Consider the following 17718-nt stretch of genomic DNA (forward strand, 5'->3'; position numbering starts at 1 on the left):
GTCTTGCGGTGATCGATGGTAGGCAGTGGCGCGGCTGCGGCCAACCCATTCGACCAACGATTCACCAGGACTTCCGGCACCGCCGCGCCCGCTCGCCTCCCGGTTGCCGCCCGCTCACCCCCCGGTTGCCGCCCGCTCGTCGCTGCGAACGGTCAGCTCGGCGCGTCCACGGCATGCTCGACCGCGTCCGCCACGTCGGCGCGCAGGGTGTCGCCCGTGGTCACCGCGTGGACGTTCCCGCCCGCGCGCGTGGTACCTCCCACCAGGACGAAGTCGACCTTCCGGTATTGCGGGGCCGTCGCCTCCACTGCGGTGACCTCGGGTTTTCCTACGGCCAGGACGACATCGCAGGAGCGCTGGAGGAGACCGTTGAGGAAGGGGCGCGCGTTGCCGACGCTCTGTTCGCCGGTCACCGGGGCGTAGCTCACGCGCGCGTGCGTCCTGAGAGAGGCGTCCTGCATGCCCTGCCAGACGGTGGCCGCCGTGGCGCCGGTGATGCCCTTGCCATCGGTGAGGAGGCAGGCGTCGACGTCGGTGTAGGCACGGGCACGGGTGTCCGGGACGGGGGCACGGTCGTCGTGGGAGAAGAGGAGGACGGCGGCCACCGCGAGGGCCGCGGCGGCCACGAGCGCGCCCGCCGAGACGGCGAGGACGCGCCCCCGCAGGGCGCGCAGCCACCTCACGGCGGCGCGCCCCAGAGCGAACGCCCGCCCTGCGCGCGCCTGCTTCGCCTTCCCGGACGTCGCCGACCGCGTCCGGGACACCTGTCTGACCTGCTTGCTCACCGCTGCCGTTTCCCTACTCCTGTGCTTCCTGCTTCGCGGCCGCGTGCTGCGGCCAGGTCCGCCACGCGTGGGTGGCGGCGCCGGCCGTCGACAGGCCGATCAGCAGCACGTCGAGCGCGAACAGCGCCCCGTGCGTGTCGACCGGTGTCAGTGACAGCTCGGTGACCCATGCCGCCAGTACCGCGCTGAAGGCGACGAAGGCCCACCAGTCGGCTCGGGAACGCCGGCGCAGGGCGAGGACAAGAAAGGGGACGGGGCACAGCAGTCCCAGGCTGAGGACGGGCAGCAGGGCGAAGCCCACCCGGGCGGCCGGCGTGCGCAGCGCCGCACCGGTCACCGCCCCCGCGAAGACGATCCTCATCTCCCGCACCTTCCCCGTCCTCGTGTGATCCGGTTCAGCCGACGATGGCGACCGGGGCGTCCCAGGAGTCGCGGTCCACGGTGATCGTGTAACCGCCGCGGGTCTCCTTGCTGTTGACCAGGTACTGGTGGCCGCGGCTGTGGCCGGTGAACTGGGTGGCGCCCCACGGCCAGTCCGTGGTCGTGGTGTCCTTCTTGTCCCACAGCGCGTACCAGAGGTTGCCCGGCAGGTCCGTCTTGTTCGTGGCGGTGGCGATCGCCTTGGCGCTGGAGCTGCTGAACCCGTAGTAGCCGGAGCGGTACGTCTTGGCGCGCAGCGTCTTGCTGAAGGAGCGGACGTACGCCAGCACGGAGTCGTTGCACGACTTGTTGGTGATGTCGTACGCCTCCATGTCGAGGTAGATCGGGCTGCCGGCCTTCATGCCGAGCGCGGCGGCCTTGGCGACGGCGTCCGCGCCGTCCTTGGCGCCGAGGGAGGTGGCCGTGGAGGCGGTGATCTTCTCGGGGCTGGAGCCGGTCTGGCACGGCGGCTGCGCGCCGACGTAGAGCGGGATGAGCTTCCAGCCGAGCGTGTTGACCGACTTCACCCAGGACGCGGTCAGGTTGGGCTGGGCGCAACCCCGGTTCTTGCCTCCGACGTAGACGGCGGCGCCGCTGTAGTAGCCGTCGGTCTTCCAGGCCTTCATCGCGGCCAGCGAGGGGGCGGTGCAGGCGTCGAAGGCACGCCCGGTGTACGTCTTCTGGGCGGGCCAGACGGTGGCCGCCATCGAGGTCTGCGCCGCTATCCCGGCCCCCGCGAGGACGGCCGCGCCGGCGACGCCCCACGTGATGTATCTGCGCTTCCTGGACTGCCGGTGCTCGGCCATGCGTTCCCCAACCCCATCGTTCATCTGTGCGTACGGCGTCGTCGCTGCGTACGACTGTGTACGGCTGCGTCGTGCGGAAGTCTCCCCTTGACCGGTGCGACGATACGGAGTCGACTCGACGTCCGGCACCGGAGGCGGATCGCACCATAACGCGCGGCGCCCCAGCGATCGGGAAACACCGGTCCCCCAGAGCCACAAGATTCGCCCATGTCACAGTAAAGAAGCGAGGGCGCGGGAGGTCCTGCGATGTCCTACCCTTACGCCCTGATGACTTGGGGGGCGACATGACGATGCCGACGACGGCGATGGCGGCGGGTACGGAGAGACAGCTGGCGGCCGGCTGGTTCCAGCGGTTCGCCTGGGTGGTCCTGGCGTGGGGGTCACTGGGGCTCCTCGTCTGGGTGCCCTTCCTCTACGTCGCGATCCGCCGCAAACACCCCTCGGACTGGGCCGCCTTCGCCTCGTTCACGCTGTACGAGTGCGTGAGCCTGCCGTGGGCGATGAACACCGCCGACGGCGACGGCGACCCCTTCCTCGGCATCGCGTTCATGGTGACCCTGCTGACGGCGACGGGATTGCTGCTGTTCGCGATGTTCGACAAGAAGCCGCCTCATCCCCCGACGGCGATGCCGTACGGCCAGCCGCAGTACCAGCAGCAGCATCCGCAGCAGGGATACCAGTACGGCCGCTGAGGCACGAGCGGCCTCAGCACCGGTCGCGCTCATCGCAGCGCCAGGTCGTACGCGTCGCAACGCCAGGTCCTGCTCGTCGCAGCACCGGGAGCTCACCTCCGCCGGGTGCGCCGCAGGATCCGTACGGCGGGCCATACGGCCAACGCGGTGACTCCCCACAAGAAACCCGAGAGGGCCGCCCATTCCCCGGTGCCGGTCTCCGGATCGTCGGCGCCGAACACGGTGACGGCGAGCGCCACTGTCAGGCCGACTCCCTCGGCCCCGACCACCAACGCCGGGCCGTCACCGCGCACCGGGCGGAACCGCCGACCTGTGACCGTGCACCCCGCCGGGTCATACCGGCTCTGACCAGGCAAAACCGTACTGTTACTTGACCATCCCCATACCGTCCGGCCAAGCGCCGTTCACCTGAACTCCATATCGTCCGCTGTCTGGCCGAGCGTGCCTTCCGGCCGCGGTTCCCACGCCATCGCTCACGGGTCGACGGGTCCGACACGCGCTCCCCGTCCAGCGCGCCCCATCCAGCGCACCCCGAGAGTCTTCTCCTTCCCCCAGCCCTGAGTCCCGGAGTTCCACATGGCCCTCAACGCCCGCCGCAACAGACAACTCCTGGAATGCGCCGCCCCCTTGCTGCTCGAAGGTGAGCAGGTGGAACTCACCAGCCTGGCGGGCGTCGGCTCGGTCTCCGCCCGCAGGCAGGCGCTCACCGCGGCGGCGGTGGGTGTCCTGTCCGCGGGCACCGTGATGGCCACGGTCACCCCCCGCCCCCTGTACGTGGTTCTCACCGACCGGCGTCTCCTCTTCTTCGACGGCAACCGCGGCGGCAGGCCCGGCGGGCTCGTGCTGAACCTGCCGCGGCCGTACGTCTCGGCGGGCGGCTCGAAGAAGGCGTTCCTCGGGCTCCAGTACGTCACCCACCTCTCGGTCTCCGGCCAGGAGAAGGCCCTCAAGGTCACCTTTCCGGTGCAACACCGCGCTGACGGCCCGCGGTTCGTCTCGGGATTGCCGGTGACGCGCTGACGGGAGTACGGCTGAAACAGGTGGACCCGTGTTTTGCTCGTGGCCTGGTGTAATGAGGTGTCCCCAGCCAGCACATGGTACGTGTGGAGGTCACCGATGGTGAGGTCGTAGGTCGTGGTGTTCGCGTGGTACAGGCGGATGCCTGTGACCTCGGTCGTGCCGGTCGGGGTCTGGAGGACGTCGCCGGGGTTGAGGTCCTTGGCGTCGACGAAGGCCGACTGGGTCTCGTCGTAGAAGGGGTGGTGGAAGGTCGTCTGGAGGTGCGCGTCCTGGGCGGCAGCCGTGGATGTCGTGCTGACCGCCGCCACCGGCTGGGTCGCCGGCGCCTGACCCTCAGCGTGGCCGTGACCGGCCGACAGTGCGCCCAGCACCGCCGCCGACGCCGCCAGGCCGAACGCCGCCTTGCGCGCCACCTTCTTGCCGAGAGACTTCACCCCGGTCTTCTTCGCACCACATGCCTGCCCTGAACAGGTTGGCGCGGAAGAATTATCAGTCGCGTGGGAACGCCGAGAGCACCGCTACCAGCTCACGGCTGTAGTTGTCGCAGAGGGCCAGCAAGTCGCGCCCCGTCACTGACGCCAGCAGGTCGGTGCCGTCGACGGCGGTGAGGATCGCCTCGTGGCACCGACCCTCGACTTCGAGATTCCGAGTGGCGAAATAGCCCACATTGTAGGCGCGGAGTGGTTCGGCGACATTCCCGAGGTACCGCTCGCGTTCCTCCTCCCCCGGCACCACTGTCAACGTATCGTGCAAGTACACGTCGAGGTAATCGGCCAGTTCCCGGGTGCGGACGACGATAGCGTCTGTCTGGTCCTCACTCATCTCGCCCAGCGCCTCACTCGCCAGCATCCAACCGCTGATGGCCTCCAACTGGAAGTTCTCGGCAAGCTGCGGATCGAATTCGGACTCGAACAGTGGCGCCTCACTGAATCGATCGAGCGCCTGCTGGAAAGCATCATCAGGCTCACCATTCAGTTGGGCTGCGCCTTGGCGAAGGAGAACCGCGAGCGCTGTCGGATCGACGCCCCATTCCTCTGGCATGGTGATGTCTGTCAGGGGCGCCTGCAATCGGCGCAGCGCGAAGAACACAGCCTGGTGCCGCTGGGCCCGGTCCATCCTTCGAATCTGCGCTGTCAAAATCCCGTCGAACCGCCAGTCCACTGGGCTCCCCATCGCACTCATCGGTATCCCATGGTTGCCAGGAAGTTCGACCATGCCTCATGGTCTTTCCAAACGTACATGGACTGTCCTGGTATCTTCGCCTTCGTGCCAAGGGTAGTGGGTCCGACCATCTGGGCACCCACCTCTCCCAGGAAGTCCTCGCAGCCGTCCGGTGCGCAAGCGTTGCGAGACACACCACCGGCCACTGGAGTCAAGTCGTTCGCTGCCATGTGGTTGACAGCGGTCGCCTCAGCGTGGCCCCCGTTCATATTGGCCGCGACTTCGATGTCGTCACGCGCAAGCGACCTGATGTAGTCGAGCTGCGCCTTCTCCAGGCCGCCACCAGCACCTGAGACCACATGCACGAGCGAACCATCGGTTCTACGGGCGGCTGTTACCGCAGTCGTCCGGAAGACGTCACGCGCGAACGGGCTCTTGATCTTGCTATGGATGTCATCGGCCAGCCGCTTCGCCCCTGCCGCGATCTCCTCCTCGTCGCAGTTGTGGACGAGGACTGGAGTGTCTCCGGCCGTCACGTAGTACGTGTGGAGGTCGCCGATGGTGAGGTCGTACGTCGTGGTGTTCGCGTGGTACAGGCGGATGCCCGTGACCTCGGTCGTGCCGGTCGGGGTCTGGAGGACGTCGCCAGGCTCGAGGTCCTTGGCCTCTACGAAGGCGGACTGGGTCCTGTCGTAGAAGGGGTGGTGGAAGGTCGTCTGGAGGTGAGCGTCGTCCTGCGTGGCCGCTCCGGCGACCGTGCTGACCGCCGCCACCGGCTGGGTCGCCGGCGCCTTAGCTTCACCGTGGCCGTGACCGGCCGACAGCGCGCCCAGCACCGCCGCCGACGCCGCCAGGCCGAACGCCGCCTTGCGCGCCACCTTCTTGCCGAGAGACTTCACCCCGGCCTTCTTCACGCCGGCCTTCTCATCGGCCTTCTCAGCGGTCTTGGCCGCCGTCGCCTTCACCGTCACGTCCACGAAGTCGTGGTCCGTGTGCGTCACGATGACCGCGGTCACCGTGTGGGCCTGGGTGCCCGTCGCGCCCGGCACCGAGTTGGTGATCTTCTCGCCCACTCGCACCTGGTCGATGGCCTTGGTCGTGCCGTCGGCCATCAGGACGGGGGTCGAGCCGGTGAAGCTGTGACAGGTCGGCCCCGCCTCATCCGAATGCGACTGCGACCGAGACCCCGCCCCCTCCGAGTCCGCCCGGGAAGCCGCCGCCTCCGTCGCGTCCGTCGCCGCTGTTTCCTCGGCCTCCGTCGCGCCCTTGCCGAAGAGGCCGCCGACGACCTTCATCGCCTTCGGAGCCGCCTTGGCCAGCAGCTTGCCGCCGATCTTGCCCAGGGCGCCGCCCACCGCGCCGGCGATCGCACCAGTCACCGCCGCGCCCGCGAAGGCACCCGCGTCACAGTCGTCGCCGCCGTTCTGCGCGCACGCGAAGCCCTGTTCCACCAGGGAGCCCACCGCGCCCGCCACCGCCGCACAGCCGATCGAACCGACACCGGCCGTCAACGCCTCGCAGCCCGCGAAGACCGCCGTGGAGACCACGAACGACGTGATCGCCGCCGCGTGGTGCTTCGCGTAGGTCGCCGTGGCCTTCGCCGCCTTCACCGTGGCGTGGTACGCCGTCCTCGAGGCCGACGCCACCGCGTGCGCCGCCTTCTTCACGGTGTGCGCGACCTTCTTCGCCGCCTTCTTCACGGTGCTGACGACGCGGTGCGCCGCCTTCGACGCCTTGTGATAGGCGGTATGGACGGCATGGACCACCCGGCGGGCCGCGCGTTTCACCTTCCGGGCCGTGTAGTGGTAGACGCGGCGCACCACCCGCACCGTCGCGTGGTACACGTCCCGGACGTGATGGACCACCTTGTGCGCCGCGTGCTTCACCGCGTGGACGACCTTGCGGGCCACGTGCTTGGCCGCGTGGTAGACTTTCTTCGCCGCGTGCTTCACCGTCTTGCTGACCTTGTGGACGGCCTTCTTCGCACCGCACACCACGTCGTACCAGGAGCAGTTGCCCGACTCGTCCGTGCCCGCCATCGGGTTGTCGTTGACGTACGCGAAGGGGTTCGCGGAGACCGAGTTCGGCACCGGGTTCAGCGACACGCTGTCCTTGTTGAGGAACACGCCCGTGTCCGGGTCGTACCAGCGGGACGCCGTGCCCACGTCACCCGTGCCGGGTTCGGTCCAGCCGGACTGGAAGCCGAGGTGGCCGATGACCGTGTTCGTCGGGGAGACCACCTTGCCCAGCGGGTCGTAGGACGCCGAGCCCGCCAGCGTCGTCGCGCCGGAGGTGAAGGACCCGACCACGTCGTTGTGCTGGTCGGTGAGGGCCAGGACCCCTGTGCCGCCGATGCTCTTGACGCCCACCAGGCCGCCGCCCGGGTCGAACGTGTAGGTGTCGTCCCCGTCGGAGGCGATGGTGTTGCCCGCGCCCGAGTAGGCGAAGGTGCGGGTCATGCCCGTCGACGTGACGCGGTCCGTGATGTTGCGGCCGGTCGCGTCCAGCGTGTAGGACTGCTCGCCCGCGACGATCTGCCCGCCGAAGGCGTCCGTCTTGTACGCGACCGTCCCGCCGGCCGTCGACGACTCCTGGGTCATCGTGCCGCGCGCCGAGTACGTGTAGCTGTGCGTGCCGTCCGAGGTGAGTTCGTCGCGCTGGTCGTAGGTGTAGACGTCCGCGCCGTTGCGGACGCGGTTGCCCGACGCGTCGTAGGCGTACGCGGTCGTGGTGGACCCGTTGTTCCACGACGTCAGGCGGTTGGCCCAGTCGTAGCCGTACGTGTTCGCCGACGCGCCGGACACGCCCGTCGTCGTCTTCGACGTCAGGTTGCCGTTCCCGTCGTAGCCGTAGGCGAAGCTCGCCATCGTCGAGGCGCCCTGGACGAGGACGTCGTTGGTGAGCTCGTGCGCGCTGTTGTAGGTGAAGGTGCGGGTCTGGCCCGTCGAGCCGTACTTGACCGTCTTCAGGTCGTTCAGCTGGTCGTAGGTGTACGTCAACTGGTTGCCCGTCGCCGGGTCGTTCAGGGACGACAGGCGGCCCGCGGTGTCGTAGCCGTAGGTCGTCGTGCCGGCGGCGTCCGTGCGGGAGGTGACGTTCGCGTCGTCGTTGTAGGCGAAGCTCGACGTGCCCGCCGAACCGGACGTCGTCAGCAGGTCGCCGCGGTCGTCGTAGGTGAACGCGTCGTGCGTGGCGTCCTGGTGGTCGGCCGCGCCGGCGATGCCCGCCTCGTCGGTGTCGGCCGACAACACACGGCCGTCGGCGTCGTAGGTGAAGCTGCGCCTCGCGGTCGCCGCGTCGGCGCCCGCGCCGGACATCGACTTCAGCTGGCCCACGTTGTCGTACGTCATCGACGTCGTCGTGCCGCCGGGGAGCGTGGCGCCCGTCAGCTGTCCGTCGGCGTCGTAGGCGAACGTCGTGGTCGAGTCGGCGGCCGAGGTGTACTGGGCCGTGGACGGTTCGGTGATCTTCTCCTGCTGCCCCCACGGGGTGTACGCGTAGCGCCAGGAGTTGCCGCGGCCGTCGGTGAAGCGGGTGCGGTTGCCGGCCGCGTCGTAGCCGAAGGTCGTCGTGATCGACGTCGACGCGTCGACCGGCTGTATCTCCTGGGTGACGGTGCCGGCCGCGTCGTAGGTGAAGTGGCTGGTGTGGCCGCGGGCGTCGGTGGCGGCGGTCACGTTGCCGACGCCGTCGTAGGCCTGCGAGGTCGACCAGAGCTGGACGTTGTTCGCGTCGTAGGCGCGCGTGGTCGTCGGGTCGCCGGCGGCGTTGTAGTCGGTCTGGGTCCAGGTGTTGTCGGGCAGGATCGTCTTCTGCTGGTTGCCCTCGAAGTCGTAGGTGTAGCGGGTGGTGTTGCCCGCGCCGTCGGTGACCGAGGTGACGTCACCGGCCCGGTTGTAGCCGTAGGACGACGTCACCCCGCCCGGCGAGGTGGTCGAGGAGGCGTGCGCCCCGTAGGGGTTGCCGGTGGTGACCGCGTAGGACGTGGTGCTCGTCAGGGTCCTCGTCGACGGACGGCGCTCCATCGTCGTCGAGGTGACCTGGCGGCCGAGGAAGTCGTACGTGGCCTGCGCCTGGGCGCCGGTGCCGTCGGTCGCGGAGAGCTGGTCGCCGTCCGCGTCGTAGACGGCGTGCGTCTTCGTGCCGTCGGGGTCGGTGACCTGGGCGACGTCGCCCAGCTGGTCGTAGAGGTAGGAGGAGGTCTTCCCGCCGGGGGAGGTGACCGAGGTCTGGTTGCCCTCGCTGTCGTACGTCCACACGGTGGTGCCCGCGTTGGGAGCCGACGCGCCCGCCGGGGTGTACGCGGGGAGCGTCTCGGAGACCTTGTTGCCCTCGGCGTCGTAGACGGTCGTCGTGACCAGACCGTCCGGGTCCTGCTCCTCGACCCCCTCGCCGAAGGTGTTGAAGCCGCTGGTGGTGACGGGGCGGACGGTGGAGGCGGTGGTGCCGTCGGGCTCCGCCTGGACGGCCGGCGCGGTGGTGACCGCGAGGTTGCCGGCCTCGTCGTAGGCGTAGTCGGTGGTGTGCTGCTCGGCGTCCGTCATGGACGTCGGCAGGCCGCGCCGGTCGTAGGTGTACCGGGTGGTCTGGGCGTCGGAGGAGCCGACCGTGCCGCCGCTGCGGCCCTTGCCGTAGAGGGAGGTCACGTCGGTCGCGGAGAGCGCCCGCTGGTAGACCTGCACGTCGCCGACCTCGCCGTTGACGACGTCGGAGGTGGCGCCCCCGGCCGTCTTCGTGCCGCCGACGGTAAGCGGTCCGGTGCCGGTCCACGGCGAGGTGTTGGTGGCGGAGCCCGCCTGTGCGCCGTTGACGTACAGCTTCATCGAGCCGTTGGCCGAGTCGAAGACGCCGACCAGGTGGGTCCAGGTGTTCAGCGGCGCGGCCGTGGACGCGGTGGCGTCGTAGAACGCGGACGGGGAGGCCACGTCGGAGCCTGCGGCGTGGAAGCGGAAGGCGTTGTCGGTCTTGGAGTACTGCAGGTAGAAGGAGGCCCGGTTGGCGCCGCCCTGGGCGACGAAGGTACGGAAGGTGGAGGCGTCGGCGAGGTTCACCCACGCGGAGACCGTGTAGGAGGCGGTGGTGTCCAGGACCGGGCTGTTCGTGGCGACGACGTCACCCGTGCCGGTCGTCGTGCCGGCGAACTTGGCCGCGTCGTCCGCCCAGGTGACCCCGGGGCCCGCGGTGGCCGTGTTCCCGGTGCCGGAGGCGTCCGTCACCGAGCGGCCGGCGGTCTGGTCCAGCTTCCACCAGGCGGCCGGGTGCCCGGAGGCGTCCCCGTACAGCGTCTCGGCGAGCAGGTTGCCCATGTCGTCGTAGCTGTTGGTGGTGGTGCGGTCGTAGCCGGAGGAGTCGTGGTCGTTCTCGGAGGCGACCTGGTCGTCCGGGGTGTACGACACGGTCGTCACCCGGTCCACGCCGGTCGGGTCCAGTTCGGTGGACGTGGTCCGCGACGCCGCGTCGACGGTGTACTTGCTGACCGTCTCGCCGTTGTCGGTGGTCGACTGGGTGAGGTTGCCGGCCGCGTCGTAGACGTCCGACTCGAGCGTGTAGGTGCTGTTGCCGTCGGCGCTGGTCCGCTTCACCGTCGAGGTCAGACCGTCGTCGGTGTAGGTGTACGCGGTGGTGTTGCCCATCGCGTCCGTGATGGACGCGAGCCGCCCGGCCGGGTCGTAGGCCCGGGAGGACTCGGTGAGGAGTACCGCCGGCTGCGGGTTCACCGGGTCGCCCGTGTACATCAGGCCCTGGGTGAGCAGGTCGCCGTTGTCGTCGTAGGTGTACCGGGTCTCGGTCCCGGCGGTCGTCACCTCCTTGGTCTTGTTGCCGGAGGTGTCGTAGGTGTACGTCGTCGTGTTGCCGTTGGCCGCGCCCTCGGCCGCGTTGGCGTCGGACTCGGTCAGGACCCGGTCGTAGGCGTCGTAGGTCCAGTTCTGGGTGCGGGAGTGGTCGCCGCCGCTCGCGTCGGCCACCGTCTGCGAGGTGACGTCGCCGTCGTCGTCGTACACGGAGGTGGTGACGGCGGCGTGGGTGGCGCCGGTGACGCGGTCGGTGAGCTGCGGGTCGTGCTCCTCGAGCACCTGCCCCGCGGTGTCGTACGTGTACGACGTCACCAGTCCGGCCGGGTAGGTGTCGGAGACGACCTTCTGGGTGAGGACCTGGCCCAGGCCGTCGAAGGTGTACGAGGTGACGAGTCCGACGGCGTCCGTCGTGGAGGCGATGTCACCGTTCTTGAGATACGCCACCTGGTTGACGGCGCCGCCGGGCGAGACGGTCTTCACCGGCAGGCCCTTGGGGACCACCCCGCCGTCGGCGGACGGGTAGGTGCTGGTGCCGTCGCTGTAGACGGTGGTCGTGGAGCGCCCCGACGGGAAGCCCGGGACGGCCGGGCCGGTGATCGCGGTCTGGTTGCCCGCCGCGTCGTAGGTGTACGAGGTGAGGTACGTGTTGTCGGTGGCCGAGGCGGACCGGCCGTCACGCTCGGTCAGCAGCTGGTCGTTGCGCGGGTCGGCGGTGGTCAGCTGGGCCGTCGTGTCGTCGGGGTAGTACGTGTAGTACTCGGTGTTGCACTTGTTGGCGGCCTGGTCCTGGCAGGACGTGGACGAGACCACGTTGCCGCGCACATCGTGACCGGTGATGGTCATCGCGCCGTTCGGATCGGTCACGGTGTGCTCGAAACCGGCCGAGTCGTAGCCGAAGCTGGTCTTGTTGCCGAGGCCGTCGGTCTCGGTGAGGGCGCGGTTCCCGTTGGTGACGTCGTAGGTGTACTTCAGGACCGCGGTGGTCGGGGAGGTCACGGTCACCGTCTCGACCGGGAGCAGGCCGGTGGAGTTCTGCGCGGCCTCGTAGCTCTGGGCGACGTCCGCGGCGGAGAGCTGCGAACGGAACAGCGCGACCTCGGCGATGGAGCCCTTGAAGCGGGTCGCGTACCCGGTGTTGGAGGTGGAGCTGGTGTGCGCCTCGTCCGGCCAGTTGCCGCCGTTGAAGCCCGCGCCGACGTACGTGTACGGCTGTCCGGTCATCGCGGCGGTGCCGGTCTGGGTGCCGACGAGGGCGCCGTCGAGGTAGACGGACTGGCTGGTGGCGCTGGTGGAGAGGACGACCTGGTGCCACTTGCCGTCGGTGACGGCGGCGGCGGAGACGAGCGGTTTGGTGGAGCCGCCGGAGAAGTAGAACTCGCCGTGCAGTTTGCCGCTGGTGCCGACGTAGAGGACCGGCGTGTAACTCGTCGTCGTGGTGCCCGCGCTCAGCGGGTCCTTGCTCGCGCCGAGCAGCACGCCGCCCGCCGTGGTCGTCTTGAACCACATGCTCGCCGACTCCGCGCCCGAGCCGGGCACCGAGCCGTTCGGCAGGGTCAGCGAGGAGGTGGTCCCGTCGAAGGCGGCGGCCTTCTGGTCGCTGAAGGGGCCGGCCGAGCCGAGGGTGACCGCGCTGTAGGTGCCGTCTCCGCCGCGCACCTGGTCGACGGCCGTGGTCGCGCCCGCCGCCTCGCCGAGCCGGAAGTACTCGCTCGGCGCCCCGCCGAGCACCGCGCCCCGGTAGGTGTCGCTGGAGCCGGAGACGGTGGGGGCGCCCAGCACCCAGGTTCCGCCGTTCTCGTCCGTCATCCGGGTGAGCACGGTGGAGTCGGTGTCGTACGTCATCGCCGCGTACGTCTTGCCGGACGGCCGCTTGACCGAGGTCAGCAGGGACTCGCTGTGCGTGCCGTACGTGTAGAGCGCGCTCACGTCGGCGGCGACGAGCGGGCGGCTGTACCAGCCGACGTCGGCGATGGAGCCGTTGAAGTACGTGGCGTGGCCGTCGTCGTCGCTGTACGTCGGGTGGTCGGGCCAGCTGCCGCCGAGGAAGCCGGTGCCGAGGTAGTTGAAGGACTGGTTCTTGCCGAAGGCGGTCGCGCTCTTGATGGAGACGGTGCCGGTGCGGGAACCGACCTTGGCGTTGTCCAGGTAGAGCGACTGGGAGTTGCCCGCCGCGGACAGCACGACGTGGTGCCACTTGCCGTCGGCGACGGACGCCGAGGTCACGATCGGGTTGATGCCGCCGCTGTACCAGAACTCGGCGTTCAGTTTGCCGTCCGAGCCGACGTAGATCGACGGCGTGTAGAAACCGGACGCCTGACCGGAGCCGATGGGCTGGGAGGCGTAGGAGTAGAGCACACCGGGACCGGCGGACGTCTTGAACCAGAGCGAGAGCGCGCCGGAGTCGGTGTCGTTGCCGAGGTTCTTCGGGAGGGACACGTCGGAGGTGGTGCCGTTGAAGGTGGCCACCTTGGCGGAGGAGCCGGTGAGCGGGCCGCCGCTCTGGCCGACGGTGACGTTCTCGTACGTCGCGTTCGTCGTGCCTTCGTTGGCGAGGACGGCGTCCTTGGCGCTGGCGCCGGAGGTCTCCGACAGCGGCCAGAAGGTGTGGGGGTCGAGGTCGAGCGCCGCGTTCTGGTAGCCGGAGCCGGTGGTGTAGCCGTAGACCGTGCACTTGGTGGCCGACAGCGGTGTGCACACCTTGGTGAGCTGGTCGCCGGTGTAGCCGTAGGTCCAGGTCTGGACCGTGGCCTGGTCCCCGGAAGTGACCGGGTCGGTCACGACGGTCGCCACGTGCGGGGCGAGCGCGCCGGTCGGGGTGGTCCAGGTGAGGCCGAGGGCGCGGCCGGAGACCGCCGAGGTCATCTTGGTGATGTGGGCCGGGGTGCCGGTCCAGGTGAGGTTCAGCGCCCGCCCGTTGGCGTCCGTCACCGAGGTCAGTCCGTAGGCGCCGGAGCCCAGGGACTGGGTGAAGGTGTAGAGGGTGTCGTCCTTGTCGGTGAGTGTGTAGCCGCCGGTGACGGTCTTGAAGGTGGCGAACCGTCCGTTGCCCGGGGTGAAGGTGCCGTCGCTGTTCTTTCCGTAGCCCGCCTGGGCGCCGTCGGGGTAGGTGACCTGCACGCTCGCGACCGCTCCGGCCGCCGTGTACTGCTCGGTCACCCTCGCGTCGAAGATGCTCGACCAGCCCGCGCCGAACGCGCCCGTCCAGCGCGGGTCACGGGAGTTGTAGTCGCGGTCGACGTCGAGGGACGGGCCGACGGTGGAGATGGAGGCGTCGGTGTCGGAGGTGGTGTAGTTGCCGATGGACGCGTCGAAACCGTGGTCGCTGCTGTTCTGCGAGAGGCCCGAGGTGATGACGGTCTGCGGGACCTGGACGGATATCTCGTAGGGGTCGGCCGGCGAGTAGAGCGCCGTGGTGGCGTCGTACGCCTGGACGGTCCAGCTGTAGTTCTTCCCCCAGGCGAGCTTGCCGGCCGGGACCGTCCAGTCGCCGGCCGCGACCAGGCCGGAGTCGGCGACCTTGGTGCCGGCGGAGTCGAAGACCTGGAACAGGTACTTGTTGGTGCTGCCGGAGGTGGAGTTGGCGCCGCCGGCCCAGGCGGTGAACTCCGGGGTGGTGGTGCCGACGACGGCGTTGTCCGCCGGGAACTGCTCGTAGAGCTGCGGGGCCGTGTTGCCGGTGTAGGTGACCGAGATGTTGGGACCCTTGCCCGGGTCGTTGAAGCTGCCGAACTGCTTCCAGTGCAGGGTGTCCGTGGTGGACGCGTAGACGGCGAGGCCGTGGTCGGCGGTGGTGCCGCTGAGCCAGCCCTGGATCGCCGAGACGGACAGCGGGACGGTCACCGAGTCGCCCACGGTCCGGTCGGCGGCCGTGTTGGCGCAGGCGTTGGGGACCGTCGGGGTGGCGTTGCCGATCGAGGCGCCCTTGGACGGCCCCGGGTAGCTGGTCACACCCTCGGGCGTCCAGGCGCTGGTCACGAGCGCGACGTCGAAACGTTCCGGCGTGCAGGTGGAGGCCCAGGTGTCGAACAGGTGCAGGCTCGCGGCGGTGACGGTGGCCCCGCTGCCGTCCCAGGCGGTGTCCCAGTGGTTGACGAAGCTGATGGCGGAGTGCGTGCCGGAGTCGTAGGAGCCGACCTTGATGGTCTGCTCGAAGGAGTGGTCGACGTCGTTGCCGGTGCCGGACTCGGCGTAGGTGGTGGTCCAGCCGTCCGTGACGGTGGGGTCGACCGTGACGGGGAAGACGCGGTCGCCGCTGTGCAGCCAGGCGCTGTCGAGGGTGATCCGGAGTGCGTATCCGGTGCCGTCCTCGACGAGTTCGGTGGTGACGGCGTGGGTGGTGGCCGGGTCACCGGAGCGCGGGTCGACCTTGGAGTCGTAGGCGTACGACGGAGGGATGCGCTCGACGGTCGTACCGGCGGAGTCCCGGAGGTCGATCCAGCCGTTGGGGGTGCTCTGGACCGGGGTGAGGCCCTGGAGGGTGAGGGGGAAGGTCCAGGTGGCGGCCGCGTCGGCCGAGTCCAGGACGATGGATTCCTTCACGCCGGTGGCGGTGGGCGCGAGCTTCAGGTCGGTGCCGGGGAGGACCTGGTCGTACGTGACGGTCGAGCCGTCGGCGGTGCCCTCTACGGGGGCGGCGCCCTTCAGGGCGTAGGCGACGCGATGCTTCGTGTCGGTGGCGAGGGAGGTCAGCGCGGCGTCGGTGGCCTTCGCGGCGAAGTCGACGTCGACGGAGTTGGCCGCCTCGTACCAGCGCCCGCCCGGTCCGGCCCGCACGTCCACGTCGATGGGGGCCCATCTGCCCTTGCCCACCTGGTAGTTGACAGGGGTGGGTGATATCTGGCGGGTGACGGACCCGTCGGCGTTGTCGTAGACGGTGTCCGTGCGCGTGGACTTGGCGGCGCTGCGCTTGCTGGTCTTGGCGTCGAAGCCGGCGCCGCCGGCGCTTCTGCCGGCCTTCGTGGCCGGCTTGTGCGCCTGGTAGGCGGGGAGTTCGCCCCTGCCCTTGCCGGGGGCGCGCCCCGCTCCGCGGTGGGCGGCGGTCGCGGTGGCGTCGACGTGGTGGCGGTGGCCGGCCGCCGTGCCGGACTTCTGGTGGGGCAGCTTGCCCCACTGCGGGTCCGTGAACCAGGACGCGAGAGAGGTGAGGCTCATGCTCGGCAGATCGACGCTGCCGAATTCCAGTCCCTCGGCGACGGCCTGGTCGGTCGTCAGCATCAGCGCCAGAGTCGTCAGCAGGAGCGCGGCGAGCCCGCGCAGGGTGCCGCGGGAACGAAACGCGCCACTCGTACGTCTTGCAGGGCGTGGTCGGAGCATGCCGCGCAGACGGGGCAGACGGCGCGGGCGACGACTCAGCGGCCGGAAGGGCGGCACGGCAGGACTCCAACACATCGGAAAGCGACACAGAAGCTCGCTGATCCTGCCTGCCTTGAACTACTTATGCACAGCTTCCGCACGAGGTCTTGCACCTAGCTTGACCGGCTCTTACCGAACGTGACCGCTTTGCCGTCACCCACCCCTTTGCGGCCGATGTCGATCTTTGCGAACAAATAGATCCGGCCACACCGGACCTTCACCGTCGGAGCGAGGCCGTAGACACCGGGAGGCAGCCCGAGAGGCAGCCGACCGCGGGCTGATCCGCCGCGACGGATCAGCCGCCCTTCCCGGCCACCCTTATCGGCCGCTCTCCTCGACCGCTCTTCTCGACCGTTCTTCTCGACCGCTCTTCTCAGCCGCCGCACTGCCGCAGCATCGCCTGCTCGTCCGCGGCCGTCACCGGCATCTCGTACTTGACGGCGACCTGGGCGAATCGGACGGCGTACGCACAGCGGATCGACTTGTCCGGGGGAAGCCAGGAAGCGGGGCCCGAATCACCCTTGGCCGAGTTCGCCCTCCCCTCCACCGGGATCAGGTTGAGCACGTCGTTCGCGAGCCGCTTGCGCTTGGCCGCCGGCCAGCGCGACGAACCCATCTGCCAGCTGTACGACAGCGGCACCACGTGGTCTATCTGCACCTCGGCGGCCTTCTGTTTGCGCCAGTCGATGGTCGTCCCCGTGTACGGGTCGTGCAGCGTCATGGCGATGACCACGCAGTCGGAGCCGGTCCGGAAACGCAGGTTCTGACCGTCGCGGCGCATGAGATCGTTCCGGGTGTCACACCCGTTCCTCGCGAGCGGCACCCCGTCGGCCGTGTCCATCCACGCGTAGCCGAACTTGTCACGGTCGTAGCCGGTCTTCGGCCCTCGCCCCTTCGTGGGCAACTCTTCGATGAGTTTGCGGGCCGCCGCCTTGTCCGCGTCCGCGGTGACGGGCGCGAGCCCTGGCTCGGTACCGTCCGGATTCCTGAGCGGACTGACCGCCCGCCCGTCCGGCGCGGCCGGACCGGGTCCCGCGGCGGAGCCGTCCTCGCCGAGACCCTCGCATCCCGAGACGAGAAGCACGGCAGCCGCCGACACGGTCGCCGCGCGGAAGAAACGCGCCCTCACCGCTCCGTCACGACTCACCCGCCCCTCAGCGCCCATAGGTCGACGCTCCCCGACTGCATGCGCAAACACCCTCAGACGCCGCACGCGCCCCTCCCCTGCCTGGCCGCTGCCCACCCCGCACAGGGCGGATTCCCCTGACGCGGACTGGCACACACCCTAACGACGGGCGCCCGGAAGCAGCCGGGAGGTCCAGACCACATCGGCCTTAAAGTGGGCATCTCGCACATCACGGGAATATCGTCGGTGGAGAGTCACCTCCGGGAAGGGAGCTCCGCATGGGCATCTTCGACAGGTTCAAGAGCAACAAGTCGGCACAGGACAAGGCCAGGAACATGTCCGACGCCGCGGAGCGGCAGGCCAACGAGAAGACGGGCAACAAGTACGAGTCCCAGGTCGACTCGGGGCAGCAGCAGCTGCACAAGCGGATGGGGATGGACGAGGACCGGCCCGAGAACCCGTGACCGGGAACCCTGCCGGAACCCCTTTCACCGCCCCCTCCGACCGCCCGTTCGTCCGTCCGCAAGCCTGACGCGACCGTCCGCGGAGCAAGCCGCTCCG

The 17718-nt window shown here is 69.5% G+C and carries 10 protein-coding genes and 1 pseudogene; 3 read left to right on the forward strand and 8 right to left on the reverse strand.

Going from position 1 to position 17718, the window contains the following annotated elements:
• Positions 1–152 precede the first annotated feature (152 nt).
• From QF032_RS16595 to QF032_RS16605, 3 genes are read right to left on the reverse strand one after another with little or no spacing between them, the layout of a single operon-like run.
• On the reverse strand, positions 153–785 hold the full coding sequence (locus tag QF032_RS16595; protein ID WP_307056357.1) for a hypothetical protein: 633 nt from the start codon (positions 783–785) through the stop codon (positions 153–155).
• Between the two features lie 13 nt (positions 786–798).
• Positions 799–1146, reverse strand: a complete 348-nt coding sequence (locus tag QF032_RS16600) for a hypothetical protein (RefSeq protein WP_307043563.1) — start codon at positions 1144–1146, stop codon at positions 799–801.
• A gap of 34 nt (positions 1147–1180) precedes the next feature.
• Positions 1181–2011 carry a glycoside hydrolase domain-containing protein gene (locus tag QF032_RS16605; RefSeq protein WP_306951753.1) on the reverse strand — a complete coding sequence of 277 codons (831 nt, stop codon included), beginning with the start codon at positions 2009–2011 and terminating at the stop codon, positions 1181–1183.
• Positions 2012–2295: 284 nt separating this feature from the next.
• On the opposite strand from QF032_RS16605, the gene QF032_RS16610 reads away from it, so the two are divergent.
• Positions 2296–2703, forward strand: coding sequence for a hypothetical protein (locus QF032_RS16610; RefSeq protein ID WP_307056359.1), 408 nt, complete (start codon positions 2296–2298; stop codon positions 2701–2703).
• A gap of 92 nt (positions 2704–2795) precedes the next feature.
• Here QF032_RS16610 and QF032_RS16615 read toward each other — a convergent pair whose 3' ends face one another.
• Positions 2796–2942 carry a hypothetical protein gene (locus QF032_RS16615; protein ID WP_306951751.1) on the reverse strand — a complete coding sequence of 49 codons (147 nt, stop codon included), beginning with the start codon at positions 2940–2942 and terminating at the stop codon, positions 2796–2798.
• A 337-nt stretch (positions 2943–3279) separates the two neighbouring features.
• Between QF032_RS16615 and QF032_RS16620 the strand changes: the two genes are divergently transcribed.
• Complete coding sequence (locus QF032_RS16620; RefSeq protein ID WP_306951750.1) at positions 3280–3723, forward strand: hypothetical protein; 444 nt, start codon at positions 3280–3282, stop codon at positions 3721–3723.
• Positions 3724–3803: 80 nt separating this feature from the next.
• Here the strand turns inward: QF032_RS16620 and QF032_RS40625 are convergent.
• The 4 genes and pseudogenes from QF032_RS40625 to QF032_RS16635 all read right to left on the reverse strand — a co-directional run.
• Positions 3804–4157 (reverse strand): annotated as a pseudogene (locus tag QF032_RS40625) (polymorphic toxin-type HINT domain-containing protein); the annotation flags it as partial.
• A 55-nt stretch (positions 4158–4212) separates the two neighbouring features.
• Entirely contained in the window at positions 4213–4884 is a 672-nt protein-coding gene (locus QF032_RS16625) for a hypothetical protein (protein ID WP_307056361.1), read from the reverse strand.
• A 17-nt stretch (positions 4885–4901) separates the two neighbouring features.
• Positions 4902–15893 carry a LamG-like jellyroll fold domain-containing protein gene (locus tag QF032_RS16630; RefSeq protein ID WP_307056364.1) on the reverse strand — a complete coding sequence of 3664 codons (10992 nt, stop codon included), beginning with the start codon at positions 15891–15893 and terminating at the stop codon, positions 4902–4904.
• 511 nt (positions 15894–16404) lie between these two features.
• A complete protein-coding gene (locus QF032_RS16635) occupies positions 16405–17178 on the reverse strand; it encodes an HNH endonuclease family protein (protein WP_373430351.1) in 774 nt (257 codons plus the stop codon).
• A 257-nt stretch (positions 17179–17435) separates the two neighbouring features.
• On the opposite strand from QF032_RS16635, the gene QF032_RS16640 reads away from it, so the two are divergent.
• Positions 17436–17621 (forward strand): antitoxin, encoded by a 186-nt coding sequence (locus tag QF032_RS16640; RefSeq protein WP_306951743.1) that lies wholly within the window; start codon positions 17436–17438, stop codon positions 17619–17621.
• Positions 17622–17718 lie beyond the last annotated feature (97 nt).

Origin of the sequence: Streptomyces achromogenes (genome assembly GCF_030816715.1) — a bacterium.
Classification (GTDB): Bacteria; Actinomycetota; Actinomycetes; order Streptomycetales; family Streptomycetaceae; genus Streptomyces; species Streptomyces achromogenes_A.

Excerpts from the sequence above, each read along its gene's own strand:
- QF032_RS16600 (WP_307043563.1), bottom strand. The coding sequence starts at position 1,146 with ATGAGGATCGTCTTCGCGGGGGCGGTGACCGGTGCGGCGCTGCGCACG.
- QF032_RS16605 (WP_306951753.1), bottom strand. The coding sequence starts at position 2,011 with ATGGCCGAGCACCGGCAGTCCAGGAAGCGCAGATACATCACGTGGGGC.
- QF032_RS16610 (WP_307056359.1), top strand. The coding sequence starts at position 2,296 with ATGACGATGCCGACGACGGCGATGGCGGCGGGTACGGAGAGACAGCTG.
- QF032_RS16620 (WP_306951750.1), top strand. The coding sequence starts at position 3,280 with ATGGCCCTCAACGCCCGCCGCAACAGACAACTCCTGGAATGCGCCGCC.
- QF032_RS16630 (WP_307056364.1), bottom strand. The coding sequence starts at position 15,893 with ATGCTGACGACCGACCAGGCCGTCGCCGAGGGACTGGAATTCGGCAGC.
- QF032_RS16640 (WP_306951743.1), top strand. The coding sequence starts at position 17,436 with ATGGGCATCTTCGACAGGTTCAAGAGCAACAAGTCGGCACAGGACAAG.